We start from the raw sequence: 14,430 nt of genomic DNA, 5'->3' as shown, positions 1-14,430 counted from the left end.
AGGGGCCGAGTACAGCCTGCGATTGTGCCATCTAAAAAATCCCGCAGGGGCTGGCCGGAAACCAGCCCCGATGCGGGATTTGGGAAGGACCGCGGCAGGCGGGGACCAGCGGCAGAAGCGCCGAGGCGACACCCGCCAGATCGGCACCGGACGGTTCGCCTCAGGCCATCACAGCGGGGTGCGCTTGCCGTCCTTGTAGTTGTACAAAGTGCTGGAAGGATTCTTCAGTTCGCCGTTGGGCTCGAAGGCGATCGTGGCGGTCACGCCGTTGTAGTTGGACTTCAGCAGCACCGGGATGTAGACCTTGGGATCCCACGAGTTGGCGCGTTTCATCGCATCGGCCAGCAGCATCGTCGCGTCGTAGGTGTACGGGCTGTAGATCTGGAACTGACCGGGGAACTTGGCGTCGTAGCGCTTCTTCCAGGCTTCGCCGCCGGGCATCTTGGCGAGGGAAGAGCCGCCCTCCGCGCAGACCACGTTGCCCAGCGTCTTGGCGCCGCCGGAGAGGCGGGCCAGCTCGGCGGTACAGATGCCGTCGCCGCCGAAGAACTTCACGTTCGACATGCCGAGCTGCTCCATCTGCCGCAGCATCGGGCCGCCCTGCGGGTCCATGCCGCCGAAGAAGATGCCGTCCGGTGCCTTGGCCTTGATGGCGGTCAGGATCGCCATGAAGTCGGTGGCCTTGTCGGTGGTGAACTGCTCGGCGACGATCTCCGCACCCTTGTCGGCAGCGGCCTTCTTGAATACCGAAGCGACGCCCTGGCCGTAGGCGGTACGGTCGTCGATCACCGCGATCTTCTTCAGCTTGAGCGTGTCGGTCGCGTAGAGGGCCAGGGCCGATCCCAGCGCATTGTCGTTCGAGATGATGCGAAACGTGGTGTTGTAGCCCGGCTTCATCAGCAGCGGATTGGTCGCCGAACCGGTCACGTGCGGAATGCCGCAGTCGTTGTAGACCTTCGATGCCGGCAGTGTGGTGCCGGAGTTCAGGTGGCCGATCACGCCGGCGACCTTGGCATCGCACAGCTTCTGCGCGGCGGCCGTGCCCTGCTTCGGGTCGGCCGCGTCGTCTTCTGCCTGCAGCTCCCACTTGATCTTCTTGCCGTTGATGACGATGTTCTGCGTGTTGAGTTCCTCGACCGCCATCCGTGCGCCGTTCTCGTTGTCGCGGCCGTAGTGGGCCTGTGGGCCCGAGACAGGGCCGACATGCCCCAGCTTGATGACTTGGGTGTCTTGCGCGAACGAGACGGCGGCGACTGCGGCCAGCGCGGCGGTCAGGGTCAACTTCAACTTCAGGTGCATATGAAAACCTCCGGTTGGGAAAACATCGAAGCCGATGGGGAATCGACGGGCCGGACGTTACCGCAATTTCCGAGCCCGGACCAGAGTAAACATGCGGTGCCGTCGCCGAGCGAACTCATGCGGGCCCGCCGCGGCCGGCCTGCGCCTGCAGCGCGTCGCGCTCCTGGGCGAGCGCCGCCGACACGGCATTGCGCACCGCCCCCGCGATTTCCTCCCGCAGCCGGGGCAGCATGAAGCGGGTCTGCTCCAGCACCACCAGCGCGATCGCATCGCTCAGGCGCCCGGCCAGGACGGCGTCGACCCGCGCCAGCACCCGCTGGGTGATCTGCTCCTGCAGCTCCTGCAGCTCCTGCAGCTCCTGCAACGCCTGCGGGGTCGCAGGCGGGGCGGCGGGCGCGCCCGGCCCGCTCCCCGCTTCGGGGCCGGCGACCGAAACCGCGGTGCCGGAGGCGCGCACACCGCCGTCCGGTGCAGGGCGATCCACCACTTCTGTGAGGGTCGGAACGAAACGTGGCGCGGCGGCGGTCGAAGGGTTCTGCGGCATGGTTCAGGCTTTCAGCGCCAGGTCGTGGCGGGTGATGGAGTAGCCCCTGTCGGCATAGTGCTTCCACCGGGCGCGGGCCTCCTTGCGGTCGTCCTCGTCGCCGAGCGACACGACCTCGATCAGCCGGGCGAACCGGCCGAAGCCCTGGGGCACCTCCGGGCCCAGGTTGAGCAGCACCTGGTGGTGGAGCGCGGTGTCGGCCGCCTCGGTCAGCACTATCGGTGAAGCGCGCCGCATCGGCTCGGGATCGGTCGCGCGGCAATGGGCCAGGAAATCGGTGGGCGACAGGCTCCACAGGCCGCGGTCGAGCAGGTCCAGCGACGTGCCCGGCACCACGACCACCACCCGCGCACCGCCGGCCGTGGCCTTGCGCAGCAGCCGGCAGGCATAGGCCAGCTTGTCGGGCGCGTTGAAGTGAAAGCCGATCTCGGTCACGGCGCGGGCGCTCCAGCCGGCCGGTCCGCCACCGTCACGACGCGGCCCGAGTTTTAGTTGCTATCTTTTTCGTAGCTGCAGATCGTCGTTCCACCTGGGCTAGAAGGTAGTTGAGCAGCAAAGGCACCGGCCGGCCGGTAGCACCCTTGCTGGCACCACCCTTCCAGGCGCTGCCGGCGATGTCCAGATGCGCCCAGGGGAATTTGGCGGCGAAGCGCTGCAGGAACTTCGCCGCGGTGATCGCGCCGCCGACACGGCCACCGATGTTGGCGACGTCGGCGAACGGCGTCTTCAGGCCCTCGGCATATTCGTCGTCCAGCGGCAGGCGCCAGCACGGGTCGAGCGCCGCTTCGCCCGCCTGGTGCAGCGCGGCGGCCAATGCGTCGTCGGCCGAGAACATGCCGCTGCGCACCGCGCCCAACGCCACCACGCAGGCGCCGGTCAGCGTGGCGATGTCGATCACCGCGCGGGGATCGAAGCGTTCGGCGTAGGTGAGCGCGTCGCAGAGCACCAGCCGGCCTTCGGCGTCGGTGTTGAGCACCTCGATCGTCTGGCCGCTCATGCTGGTCACCACGTCGCTCGGCTTGAGGGCCCGGCCGTCGGGCATGTTCTCGCAGGAAGGGATCAGGCCGACGACGTTGATCGCGGGCTTCAATTCGCCCAGGGCCTTGAAGGTGCCGAGCACGCTGGCGGCGCCGCACATGTCGAACTTCATCTCGTCCATCTCGGACGACGGCTTGATAGAGATGCCTCCGGTGTCGAAGGTGATGCCCTTGCCGACCAGCACCACCGGCGCATCGGTCTTGGCGGCGCCGTTGTAGCGCAGCACGATGAACCGCAGCTCTTCCTCCGAGCCCTTGGCGACCGCCATGAAGGAGCCCATGCCCAGCTTGGCGACCTCGCGAGGTCCCAGCACCTCGCACCTGACCTGTGTGGTGACCAGCGTCTTGGCGGCATCGGCCAGCAGCGTGGGGGTGGCGAAGTTGGCGGGGCGGTTGCCCCATTCCTTGGCGAACTCGACACCGGCGACCGTGGCCCTGGCGCAATCGAACGCGGCGCGCACCGCGTTCGCATCGGGCACGGCCAGCGTCAGCTTCTCCAGCTTGCGCGGCTCGGGCTTGGACTTGGTGGTGGTGAAGACGTAGCTGGCATCGGCAGCGGCCGTCGTCGTCGCCTGGACCGCCGCGGCGGTATCGGGCAATGCCGGCAGCACGACGGTCAGGCGCCGTACCGCACGGGACTTCAGCGCGCCGACGGCGGCCACCACCGCCTTGTGCACCGCGCGGGCGCTGCCGTCGCCCACCCCCGCCAACACCGTATGGCGCGCCGCGCTGGACGCATGGCCGTAGAGCGCCAGAACCTTGCCGGCCTTGGGCTCGAAGTCGCCCGCCTTGCGGGCGTCGGCGATGGCGCGGTCCAGTGCATGGGCGCCCGGCCTGGCGCTTTCGGCCACCAGCAATACCAGTGCGTCGGTCTTTTCCGCGGCGGCGCCTGCGAGGTCCAGGGTCTTGAGTTGGAAGTCCATAATCGATGTTTTCTTTTGGTCTTCCATGTTATTCCATTCCTCCATCCGCAAGGAACTCGCGCGGAGCTTCGGCGCGACGCTGGTGGTGCTGGCCACGGTGGTGATGACCATCATGCTGATCCGGGTGCTGGGCCAGGCCTCGCGCGGCAGCGTCAACCCGTCCGACGTGCTGCTGGTCATGGGCTATACGGTGCTCGGCCAGCTGCCCACCATCCTGGCGCTGAGCCTCTTCGTCTCCATCGTCGGTACCCTCTCGCGGATGTACCGCGACAGCGAGATGGTGATCTGGCTGTCGGGCGGCCGCGGCCTCGGTAGCTTCCTGCGGCCGCTGCTGCGCTTTTCCTGGCCGGTGCTGGCGCTGATCGCGGCGCTCGCCCTGCTGGTCTGGCCCTGGGCCAACACCCAGATCCAGAGCATGAAGGACCGCTACGAGCGCCGCGGCGACATCGACCGCGTGGCACCCGGCCAGTTCATGGAGTCGGCCGGCGGCAACCGGGTGTTTTTCATCGACAAGGACACGCCCGATGCGCAGACCGCGAGCAACGTGTTCATCACCGCGTCGGAGCGTGGCCAGGAGATAGTAACCTCGGCCCGCACCGGCCGGTTGGCGATCCTCAACGACGACCGCTTCGTGGTGCTCAACGACGGCCAGCGGCTCGAAAGCCACATCGGCAAGCCGGGCCTGAAGATCAGCGAGTTCCGCGAATTCGCCAACCGCATCGCGACCAACGTGCTGGACGATCAGGAAGAGATTCCGGTCAAGCTGCGCAGCACCCTGGACCTCCTGCGCGATCCCACCATCATCAACCAGGCCGAGCTGGCCTGGCGGCTGGGCCTGGCCTTCGCCGGCTTCAACTTCGTGGTGATGGCGCTGGCGATCTCCAACGTCAATCCGCGGGCCGGGCGCAGCGGCAACCTGGTGTTCGCGCTGTTCGCCTTCGTCGTGTACTACAACCTGCTGAACCTGGCGCAGAGCTGGATGGTGGGCGGCAAGCTCAACTTCGTCGGCGTGATCGTGCTGTTGCACGGCGGTGTGCTGGCCGCCAGCGCATTGCTGCTAGCCAGGCGCCACACGCAATGGACCTGGCGCGGCGCCCGGCGTAGCGGAGCAGCCGCCGCATGAAGACGATCCGCCGCTTCCTCTACGGCGAAGTGCTGCGGGCCGTGGCCTTCGTCACCCTGGGCTTCCTGGCGCTGTTTTTCTTCTTCGACTTCGTCGACGAGCTGCGCTACATCGGCCGTAGTGGCAGCGACGGCTACCAGGTGCAGCATGCGCTGCTCTTCGTGTCGCTGTCGATCCCGAGCCACCTCTACGAACTTCTGCCGATCACGGTGCTGATCGGCACCATCTTCGTGATGGCGCGGCTGGCGCAGAGTTCCGAATACACGATCCTGCGCACCAGCGGCCTCGGTCCGTGGCGGGCGCTGGGCACGCTGCTGTCGCTGGGCATGGTGTTCGTGCTGCTGACCCTGGCGGTAGGCGACTATGCCGCGCCGGCGGGCGAGAAGGCCGCCACGCTGGTCAAGGCCCGCTACCAGGGCAAGCTCACCATCGGCCAGACCGGCGCCTGGCTGCGCGAGAAGCAAAGCGGCGGCGACTACTCGGCCAACGTGCGCTCCCTGGGCGCCGACGGCACGATGACGGGGGTGCGCATCTACGGCTTCGACAGCCGCGGCTTCGTCTCCAGTATCGTCTCGGCCGAGAGCGCGACCTTCGGGCCGGGCGATCTCTGGACGCTGCGCAAGGTCGACCGCAGCGACTTCCATACCGAAGTGGCCAACAAGGCGCGGGTCGACCGCAAGCACCAGGACGAGGCCGTCTGGCCGACCCACATCAGCGCCGAGATGGTGGCCGCCTCCCTCCTCAAGCCCGACAAGATGCGCACGCTGGACCTGTTCCAGTACATCCGCCACCTGGACTCGAACGGGCAGGCGGCGCAGCGCTACGAGATCGAGTTCTGGCGCAAAGTGTTCTACCCGATCTCATGCCTGGTGATGGTGGTGCTGGCGTTGCCCTTCGCCTACCTGCATTTCCGCTCGGGCGGCATCGCCGCCTACGTGTTCGGCGGCGTGCTGGCCGGCGTGAGTTTCTTCCTGCTGAACAACGTGTTCGGCTACATCGGCAACCTGCAGAGCTGGATGCCGTGGCTCACCGCCGCGGCGCCCGGGATGATCTATACCGTGCTCTCGCTGGGCGCCTTCAGCTGGCTGGTACTCCGAAGATGACACAAGACCCGACGACCGCCGTGGTGCTGTTCGGCCACGGCTCCCGCGACCCGCTGTGGCGCAAGCCGATAGAAGCGGTGGCCGCGCGAATGCGTGCCGATGCGCCGGCGGTGCCGGTGGCCTGCGCCTACCTGGAGCTGACCGAGCCGGCGTTGCCCCCAACCGTGGCGTCGCTGGCAGCGCAAGGCGCACGCACGATCCGCATCGTGCCCATGTTCTTGGGCGTCGGCCGCCATGCCCGGGAGGACCTGCCGGCCCTGGTGCAGGATCTGCGCGCGCGACATCCGGCCATCGCCTTCGACCTGCAGCCCTCCATCGGGGAGCACCCCGCGATGCTGGCGCTGATGGCTCGGATCGCCGCGGGTCGCTAGCCGGCACGGCCGCATAATGCGGCAGCTTTTTCGAGACCTTTCCGCATGAACCTCCACCAGTTCCGCTTCGTCCAGGAGGCGGTGCGCCGGAACCTGAACCTCACCGAGGCCGCCAAGGCACTCCACACCTCGCAACCCGGTGTGTCGAAGGCGATCATCGAGCTGGAGGAAGAGCTGGGCGTCGAGATCTTCGCCCGCCACGGCAAGCGGCTCAAGCGCGTGACCGAGCCCGGCGAGCATGTGCTCAAGAGCATCGAGCTGATCATGCGCGAGGTGGGCAACCTGCGCCGCATCGGCGAGCAGTTCAGCGCGCAGGATAGCGGCACCCTCTCGATCGCCACCACCCATACCCAGGCCCGCTATGTGCTGCCGGTGCCGGTCGCCCAACTGCGTACAGCCTACCCGAAGGTCAACGTCAGCCTGCACCAGGGCTCGCCCGACCAGGTGGCGCGCATGGTGCTCGACGAGACCGCCGAGATCGGCATCGCCACCGAGTCGCTGGCCGACTACGGCGACCTGGTCACCCTGCCCTGCTACGAGTGGCAGCATGTACTGGTGGTGCCGGTGGGCCACCCCCTGGCGCAGCTCGAGAGGCTGACGCTCGAGGACGTCGCGGCCGAGCCGATCATCACCTACCATCCGTCCTTCACCGGCCGCACCCGCATCGACCAGGCATTCGCCGCCCGCAAGCTGGCACCGCGCATCGCGCTGGAGGCGATCGATTCCGATGTCATCAAAACCTATGTGCGGCTGGGACTGGGCGTGGGCGTCGTTGCGGAGATGGCGGTGCGAGACGATTCCAACGCCGACCTGGTGGTGCGCCCGCTGGGCCACCTGTTCGGCAGCAACCTGACGCGCGTCGCCTTCAAGCGCAGCGCTTACCTCCGCAACTTCGTGCTGGAGTTCGCCGAGCTGCTCGGCGAACGGCTCAGCCGCGACCTGATCGCCAAGGCGCTGTCCGGCCGTTTCGAAGACTACGACCTGTGACCGTGCCCATGTCCGTACCGACCTCCCCCGCCCCGGCCATCCCGGCCCGTACGCCACCGGTGCAGACCAAGCTCCCGCGTGTCGGCACCACCATCTTCACCATGATGTCGGCACTGGCCGCCGAAACCGGCGCGGTCAACCTCGGCCAGGGCTTTCCCGACTTCGACTGCGACCCGCGCCTGATCGACGCGGTGGCCGCCGCGATGCGCGCCGGAGCCAACCAGTATCCGGCGATGGCCGGCCTGCCGGCGCTGCGCGATGCGATCGTCGACAAGATCGAGGCGATGCACGGCACCCGCTACAGCGCGGCCGAGGAGATCACCGTCACCGCCGGCGCGACGCAGGCGATCATCACCGCCATACTGGCCGTGGTCCGCCCCGGCGACGAGGTGGTGGTGCTGGAGCCGTGCTACGACAGCTACGTACCCAACATCGAGCTGGCGGGCGGCACGGTGGTGCGGGTGCCGCTGGTGCCCGGCACCTTCCGGCCCGATTTCGCGCGGATCGCCGCGGCACTGACGCCGCGCACCCGGGCCATCGTCGTCAACTCGCCCCACAACCCCAGCGCCACCGTCTGGACGCGCGAGGACATGCTGCAGCTGGAGGCGCTGCTGGCGCCGACCGACGTGCTGCTGATCAGCGACGAGGTCTACGAGCACATGGTGTTCGACGGCGAACACCAGAGCGCGTCGCGGTGCCCCGGCTTGGCGGCGCGCGCCTTCGTGGTGTCGAGCTTCGGCAAGACCTTCCATGTCACCGGCTGGAAGGTCGGCTACGTCGCGGCACCGAAGGCGTTGACGGCCGAGTTCCGCAAGGTGCACCAGTTCAACGTGTTCACCGTCAACACGCCGATGCAGCAGGGCATCGCCGACTACCTGGCCGATACGCGGCCCTACCTGCAGCTGCCCGCTTTCTACCGCGCCAAGCGGGACTTGTTCCGCGCGGGTCTCGAAGGCTCCCGGCTGCGCCTGCTGCCGAGCGAGGGCAGCTATTTCCAGTGCGTGGACATCTCGGCCGTCAGCGATCTGCCGGAGGCCGGGTTTTGCCAATGGCTGGCGCGCACCCACGGCGTGGCGGCGATTCCGCTGTCCGCCTTCTACGGCGACGGCTTCGACCAGCATGTGGTGCGCTTCTGCTTCGCAAAGCGCGACGAGACGCTGCACGCCGCGCTCAAGCGCTTGTGCAGGCTCTGACGCCGCCGTGGCGGGCACCGCGGACCCGCTACAAGCAAAAAGGCCGTGGAATCTGCGTTCCACGGCCTTTTTTCGCGGCGCCCGGTCGGGGCACACGCCGCTCAACCGCCCTTGCTGGGACGCTTGCCCGGGTTCTTCTTGCTGCGCGTGGCCTTGCCGCGCTCGAGGCTGACCTTCTGGCCACGGCCGCCGGTCTTGAGCGTCATACCCGGCAGTGCCGGCAACGGTGGGGTCGCCTTGCGATCCGCTTCTGTCACGATCTTGTTACCCATGAAAACTCCTTGTTGAATGTTGGATGGCAAACCCGGAATTAGGCCACATAAAAGCGGCGGTTCCGGGACGCGATCCCGATAAGAGCGGCTAACACAACCCTTCTGGCGTCGTTGCCGCACCTTGTCGTACTACTCGTACTGTCTGCGATGCGGCGCCTAGCCAGAACCGCTTCGCTGGGTTGTGTTAGCCGCTCTAAGGGCTGCGGACCGGTCGGCAGGCCGCCGTACGGATCTACTGCAGGAACGACGGCTTGGCGTAGCCGGCGAAGTTCTTGTCGACCGTGGCCTTGAATTCGGGCGAGCGGTAGGCCAGGGCGATGGCCTTGGCCCACGGCGTGTCCTTGTCCGCGCGCTTGACCGCCACCACGTTCAGGTAATGGTCGGGCGTCTTCTCCAGTGCCACGGCTTCCGACAGCTTGAGGCCCGACGAGATCGCGAAGTTACCGTTGATGATGGCGTACTCGGTATCGCCGATCGAGCGCGGCAGCTGGGCGGCTTCCAGCGGAATGAATTTCAGCTTGCGCGGGTTTTCGGCCAGGTCCTTCTCCGACGCGCGCAGCGCGTCGATGCCGGGCTTGAGCGTCACCAGCTGGTTCTGCTGCAGCAGCACCAGCGCGCGGGCCAGGTTGCTCGGGTCGTTCGGCAGCGTGACGCGGTCGCCTTCCCTGGCCTCGGCCAGGGACTTGCGGTTCTTCGAGTACACGCCCAGCGGCGCGATCGGGCCCTGCACGATTTCGACGATGTCGAGCTTCTGGTCGGCCGCGAACTTCTGCAGGTAGACCCGGTGCTGGAAGAAGTTGGCATCGAGCGAGCCCTGGGCCAGCGCCTGGTTGGGCTGCACGTAGTCGTTGAACTCGACCAGCTTCACCGTGTAGCCCTGCTTCTGCAGGATCGGCACGATGCCCTGCTTGAGCTGGTCCATGTTGGAGCCGGCGGTGGCGCCGATGGTGAGGTTCTTCTTGTCGGCCTGTGCGTAGGCCCCGACGGCGGCGGCGCCCAGGGTGGCGGCGACCAGGGCGGTCAGCAGGCGGCGTTGGATCGACATCATGGTGTGGCTCCTCGGATAAAAATGGGCGGTGGTTCTTGTGGGATGCGCCGTGTCAGCGCTTGTCGAGCCGGCGCGCGAGCGTGTTGCCGGTGACCTGGAGGATCTGCACCAGCACCACCAGCAGCGCCACGGTGAGCACCATCACATCGGTCTGGAAGCGATAGTAGCCGTAGCGGATCGCCAGGTCGCCGATGCCGCCGCCGCCCACCACGCCGGCCACGGCCGAGTAGGAGAGAAAGCTCACCGCCAGCACCGTCAACGCCAGGACCAGGCCCGAGCGGGCCTCGACCACCAGCACCCGCCAGACGATCTGCAGCTCGGTCGCGCCCATCGCATGGGCCGCCTCGATCACGCCGCGTGGCACTTCGCGCAGGCACTGGTCCACCAGGCGGGCGAAGTACGGAATCGCGGCGAAGGACAGCGGCACCGCTGCGGCCAGCGGCCCGATGGAGGTACCGGCGATGATGCGGGTGAAGGGCACAAGCGCCACCAGCAGGATGATGAACGGAAACGAGCGCACCACGTTCACGATCCAGTTCAGCACCAGGAAGGCCGGCTTGTTGTCGAGCGACTGGCCCGGCCCCAGCAGGAACAGCAGCACGCCCAGCGGGCCGCCGAGCAGGATGGCCGCGGTCAGGCCGATGGCCAACATCACGAAAGTCTGTCCGGCGGCCGTCCACAGCTCGGGCAGGATCGCGAGGATGTTGTCGCTCACTGCACCGCCTCCCCCTGGCGCGCGGCGGCGGAAGACGCATCGGCGCGCGCCGGGGTGGCGGCCGCGGTGGCCGCATCCTCGGCCTCGATCCGGGTCAGCAGCGCATGGCGGTGCTCCAGCCTGGCCAGCTCCCGGCCGAGCGCGCTGGTGCGGGTGGCGGCGGCGTCGCCCAAGGCGAACTCCTCCACCAGCTCGCCCTTCTCAAGCACCGCCACGTGGCGGCAGATGTTCTGCACCACCGACAGCTCGTGCGTCACGATGACGATGGTCACGCCCAGGCGGCGGTTGATCTCGGCCAGCGTCTGCAGCACCGAGCGGGTGGTTTCGGTGTCGAGCGCCGAGGTCGGCTCGTCGCACAGCAGCACCTGCGGCCGGGGCGCCAGCGCCCGGGCGATCGCCACCCGCTGCTTCTGCCCGCCCGAGAGCTGCGCCGGGTAGCTGTCGATCTTCTCGGCCAGGCCCACGACGTCGAGGCATTCCCGCACCCGCTGGGCGATGGCCTTCCTGTCGTGGTTGCCGTGGATCTTCAGCGGGAACGCCACGTTGTCGAACACGCTGGCGTTCTGCAGCAGGTTGAACTGCTGGAAGATCATGCCGATGGTCTGGCGCGTGTCGCGCAACTGGGTCTTGGTGAGCGCGGTGAGGTCGCGGCCGTCGACCAGCACCCGGCCGCGATCGGGCCGCTCCAGCAGGTTGATCAGCCTCAGCAGCGTGGATTTGCCGGCGCCGCTCTTGCCGATCAGGCCGTAGATGTCGCCGGTGGCGATGTCGAGCGAGACCTGCCGGACCGCATCGAACACCGTGCCGTCGGGCAGGTGGAAGGTCTTGCCGACACCGTCGAGGCGGATGACCGGCGGGGGCGACGCGAGCGCCGCGGAAGATGAACTCATTGCGTGGAAAACCGGCACCCCTGCGGGTCGGCATGGTCGGAAGGCGGGTCGGAACCGGCGAAGGCGCGATTATCGCGGCCCGGTCAAAAATGAAGAACGATGAAAAATCGTAATCTTATGCAGTCAAGGCATAAGCAACCGCCCTTCGTCACCGGAATCCCTACACGTGCCTTCGCACCCCCGGTGCCGTCAGATCGACAGGCGGCTGCGCGTCGGCCCGGACATGCAGGGTTTCGATGATGCCGCAGCGCCCGCCGTGGCCGCTGCAGCGGTCGCGCAGTGCCGTCAGGTCCCGCTCCAGCGCGTGCAGTTCCTGAAGCCGTTCCTGCACATGGCCCAGGTGGGCGGTGAGTGCGTCGCTGGCGCGGGCACAGTCGGCCGGGTCGTTCAGGTCGAGCGCCAGCAGCGTCCGCACCTCGACCAGCGACATGTCCATCGCCCGGCACAGCCGGATGAAGCGCAGCCGGTGCACCTCGTCGTCGGTATAGAGCCGGTACCGGTTGCCTTCGCGGGCCTGGGCCTGCAACAGCGCCTCCTTCTCGTAATAGCGGATCGTGGCCGCCGGCACGCCCGACAGGCGAGCGGCTTCGCCGATACGGTGGCGGGGGCTTTCTGCCGGCATGGGTTGACCTTCGAGTGGCTTCAAGGTTTTCAATGATCGCATGGCAGGTTTCCGCTGCCCCGATCTTTCAGGATTTTCATGGCCGACCGCATTCCCACGCACGATCACCACCCCGACGAGTCGCACCGGCACCGGCCGGCCCCACCGGCGGGCACCGCACCGGTGCGCGACCCGGGCGCCGCCCGGATCGCAGTCTCCTGCTGCGGCGGCGGGTGCGGCACGGCAGGCGCTGCCGCACCCGCCGCCGAAGCTGCAGACGGGCACACCTCCCACGACGGCCACGCCCATGGAAGCGAAGGCGACCATGCCGGCCACGACCATGGCGCGCTGCCCGGCTGGGGCCGCATCGGCGCGGCGCTGGTCGTGGCGCTGGGATCGGAACTGCTGCACCTGCTGGGCCCCGACGCCGCCGCGTGGAACATCGCCGGCATGGCACTGGCCGCGCTCGCCATCGGCCTGGCCGGCCTGGGCATCTACCGCAGCGGCCTGCGCTCCCTGCTGCGCGGCCGGCTGGGCATCAGCGCCCTGATGGCGGTGGCGGTGACCGGCGCCTTCCTCATCGGCCAGTGGCCCGAGGCCGCGATGGTGATGGCGCTCTACGCCCTGGCCGAGCGGATCGAGGAGCGTGCCGCCGACCGGGCTCGCAACGCCATCGGCGCCCTGCTGGCGCTGAGCCCCGACGAGGCCGAGATCCGCCAGCCCGACGGCGGCTGGCGCACCGTGCCGGCGGACAGCGTGGTGCTGGGCGCGGTGATGCGCATCCGCCCCGGCGGCCGCGTCCCGCTCGACGGCACGGTGACCGCCGGCCGCGGCGCGGTGGACGAATCGAGCGTCACCGGCGAGAGCCTGGCCGTCGACAAAACGCCCGGCGACGCGCTCTACGCCGGAACGCTCAACGCCCAGGCGGCACTGGAGGCCACCGTGACCTCGGTCGCCGGTGCCACCACGCTCGACCGGATCATCCGCGCGGTGGAAGAGGCCCAGGCCAGCCGCGCGCCCACCCAGCGCTTCGTCGACCGCTTCGCCGCCGTCTACACACCGGCCGTCTTCGTGATGGCGGTGGCCGTCGCCGTGGGCGCGCCGCTGCTGCTGGGCTGGACCTGGCCCGACGCCGTCTACCGCGCCCTGGTGCTGCTGGTGATCGCCTGCCCCTGCGCCCTGGTGCTGGCCACGCCGGTGACGGTGGTGAGCGCGCTGGCGGCCGCGGCCGGCCGGGGCATCCTGGTCAAAGGCGGCAAGGGGCTGGAAGAGGCGCGCGGCATCCGCGCCGTGGCCTTCGACAAGACCGGCACGGTGACCGCCGGCCGGCCGGTGCTGGTGGCGCAGCAGACCTTCGGCAGCGACGCGGCGACCGACGTGGCCGCCTCGCTGGCCGGCCGGTCCGACCACCCGGTGTCCCGCGCCATCGCCGCCGGCCTGTCGGCCGCCGATGCGCATGTGCCGCAGGAGTCGGCGGTGGACGACTTCGAGGCCCTGCCCGGCCGCGGCGTCCAGGGCCGGGTAGCGGGCCGGACATGGCGCTTGGGCAACCGCCGCCTGATGCAGGAAAACGGCGTGTGGACCGCGTGCGTGGCCGATGCCGTCGCCGCGCACGAATCGCAGGGCCGCAGCGTCACGCTGCTGGCCGACGCCGACGCGGTGCGCGCCCTCTTCGCCGTGGCCGACACCCTGCGCCCCGAGGCCCGCGACGCCGTCGCGCAGTTGAAGGCGCTCGGCATCGTGCCGGTCATGCTCACCGGCGACAACGGCGCCGCCGCCCAGGCGGCCGCCGCCGAGGCCGGCATCGACCAGGTGCAGCACAGCCTGCTGCCGCAGGACAAGCTGGCCGCGATCGCCGCCCTGCAGCAGCGCCACGGCATGACCGCGATGGCCGGCGACGGCATCAACGACGCGCCGGCGCTCGCCAGGGCCGACATCGGCTTCGCGATGGGCGGCGCCGGCACCGACGTGGCGATGGAGGTGGCCGACGTGGTCATCTTGAACGACGACCTGCGCCGGGTGGCCGAGACGGTGCGCCTCTCGCGCCGCACCCACGCCGTGCTGTGGCAGAACATCGCGCTGGCGCTGGGCATCAAGCTGGTGTTCTTCGCGCTGGCGCTGGCCGGCGTGGCCACCATGTGGATGGCCGTGTTCGCCGACATGGGCGCCAGCCTGCTGGTGGTGACCAACGGCCTGCGCATGCTGCGGCAGATGCCGATGCCGGGGCGCGACACCGCGCCGCGTGGAATTTCGAGCCAAAAGCGCCTGTAGCCGGCGCAGTAAAACGACCATATGCTATTATTTTCATAGCATTCGCCGCGATG

At 68.6% G+C, this 14,430-nt stretch carries 15 protein-coding genes; 6 read left to right on the top strand and 9 right to left on the bottom strand.

Translation table 11 applies throughout. The annotated features are described in order from the left end of the window. Window positions 1-168 precede the first annotated feature (168 nt). The 4 genes from DFQ15_RS01150 to DFQ15_RS01135 all read right to left on the bottom strand — a co-directional run bounded on the left by DFQ15_RS01150 (window position 169) and on the right by DFQ15_RS01135 (window position 3,803). A complete protein-coding gene (locus DFQ15_RS01150; RefSeq protein ID WP_110464194.1) occupies window positions 169-1,299 on the bottom strand; it encodes a branched-chain amino acid ABC transporter substrate-binding protein in 1,131 nt (376 codons plus the stop codon). Between the two features lie 115 nt (window positions 1,300-1,414). Continuing rightward, entirely contained in the window at window positions 1,415-1,843 is a 429-nt protein-coding gene (locus DFQ15_RS01145) for a hypothetical protein (RefSeq protein WP_110464193.1), read from the bottom strand. Between the two features lie 3 nt (window positions 1,844-1,846). Then, window positions 1,847-2,278: a DNA polymerase III subunit chi gene (locus tag DFQ15_RS01140; protein ID WP_110464192.1), complete on the bottom strand. Its 432-nt coding sequence runs from the start codon at window positions 2,276-2,278 to the stop codon at window positions 1,847-1,849. A gap of 34 nt (window positions 2,279-2,312) precedes the next feature. Next, the gene (locus DFQ15_RS01135) at window positions 2,313-3,803 is read right to left on the bottom strand and encodes a leucyl aminopeptidase (protein WP_110464262.1); all 1,491 of its coding nucleotides are present in this window, start codon (window positions 3,801-3,803) and stop codon (window positions 2,313-2,315) included. Window positions 3,804-3,828: 25 nt separating this feature from the next. Between DFQ15_RS01135 and lptF the strand changes: the two genes are divergently transcribed. The 5 genes from lptF to DFQ15_RS01110 are packed head-to-tail and all read left to right on the top strand — an operon-like array spanning window position 3,829 to window position 8,580. Next, entirely contained in the window at window positions 3,829-4,926 is a 1,098-nt protein-coding gene (gene lptF / locus DFQ15_RS01130; RefSeq protein WP_110464191.1) for an LPS export ABC transporter permease LptF, read from the top strand. After that, window positions 4,923-6,029 (top strand): LPS export ABC transporter permease LptG, encoded by a 1,107-nt coding sequence (gene lptG / locus DFQ15_RS01125; RefSeq protein WP_110464190.1) that lies wholly within the window; start codon window positions 4,923-4,925, stop codon window positions 6,027-6,029. The genes lptF and lptG overlap by 4 nt, the downstream gene beginning before the upstream one ends. Then, window positions 6,026-6,400, top strand: a complete 375-nt coding sequence (locus DFQ15_RS01120; RefSeq protein WP_110464189.1) for a sirohydrochlorin chelatase — start codon at window positions 6,026-6,028, stop codon at window positions 6,398-6,400. Before lptG ends, DFQ15_RS01120 begins: the two co-directional genes overlap by 4 nt. Before the next feature lie 45 nt (window positions 6,401-6,445). Further along, the gene (locus tag DFQ15_RS01115; protein WP_110464188.1) at window positions 6,446-7,387 is read left to right on the top strand and encodes a CysB family HTH-type transcriptional regulator; all 942 of its coding nucleotides are present in this window, start codon (window positions 6,446-6,448) and stop codon (window positions 7,385-7,387) included. A gap of 8 nt (window positions 7,388-7,395) precedes the next feature. Next, complete coding sequence (locus DFQ15_RS01110) at window positions 7,396-8,580, top strand: pyridoxal phosphate-dependent aminotransferase (RefSeq protein ID WP_110464261.1); 1,185 nt, start codon at window positions 7,396-7,398, stop codon at window positions 8,578-8,580. A gap of 101 nt (window positions 8,581-8,681) precedes the next feature. Here DFQ15_RS01110 and DFQ15_RS17500 read toward each other — a convergent pair whose 3' ends face one another. The 5 genes from DFQ15_RS17500 to DFQ15_RS01090 all read right to left on the bottom strand — a co-directional run bounded on the left by DFQ15_RS17500 (window position 8,682) and on the right by DFQ15_RS01090 (window position 12,127). Further along, window positions 8,682-8,852: a hypothetical protein gene (locus DFQ15_RS17500; protein WP_199399789.1), complete on the bottom strand. Its 171-nt coding sequence runs from the start codon at window positions 8,850-8,852 to the stop codon at window positions 8,682-8,684. A 232-nt stretch (window positions 8,853-9,084) separates the two neighbouring features. Then, window positions 9,085-9,897 carry a MetQ/NlpA family ABC transporter substrate-binding protein gene (locus tag DFQ15_RS01105; protein WP_110464260.1) on the bottom strand — a complete coding sequence of 271 codons (813 nt, stop codon included), beginning with the start codon at window positions 9,895-9,897 and terminating at the stop codon, window positions 9,085-9,087. A 55-nt stretch (window positions 9,898-9,952) separates the two neighbouring features. Beyond that, complete coding sequence (locus DFQ15_RS01100; RefSeq protein ID WP_110464187.1) at window positions 9,953-10,615, bottom strand: methionine ABC transporter permease; 663 nt, start codon at window positions 10,613-10,615, stop codon at window positions 9,953-9,955. Next, window positions 10,612-11,505 carry a methionine ABC transporter ATP-binding protein gene (locus tag DFQ15_RS01095; protein WP_110464186.1) on the bottom strand — a complete coding sequence of 298 codons (894 nt, stop codon included), beginning with the start codon at window positions 11,503-11,505 and terminating at the stop codon, window positions 10,612-10,614. Before DFQ15_RS01095 ends, DFQ15_RS01100 begins: the two co-directional genes overlap by 4 nt. A 160-nt stretch (window positions 11,506-11,665) precedes the next feature. Next, on the bottom strand, window positions 11,666-12,127 hold the full coding sequence (locus DFQ15_RS01090; RefSeq protein WP_110464185.1) for a MerR family transcriptional regulator: 462 nt from the start codon (window positions 12,125-12,127) through the stop codon (window positions 11,666-11,668). A gap of 78 nt (window positions 12,128-12,205) precedes the next feature. Here DFQ15_RS01090 and DFQ15_RS01085 point away from each other — a divergent pair, with 78 nt between their 5' ends. Beyond that, on the top strand, window positions 12,206-14,377 hold the full coding sequence (locus tag DFQ15_RS01085; protein ID WP_233504208.1) for a heavy metal translocating P-type ATPase: 2,172 nt from the start codon (window positions 12,206-12,208) through the stop codon (window positions 14,375-14,377). Window positions 14,378-14,430: the final 53 nt, after the last annotated feature.

This window comes from Xylophilus ampelinus (genome assembly GCF_003217575.1).
Lineage (GTDB): Bacteria > Pseudomonadota > Gammaproteobacteria > Burkholderiales > Burkholderiaceae_C > Xylophilus > Xylophilus ampelinus.
Note: the sequence above shows the minus strand (reverse complement) of the source record. Positions and strands in the feature narration are given on the sequence as shown.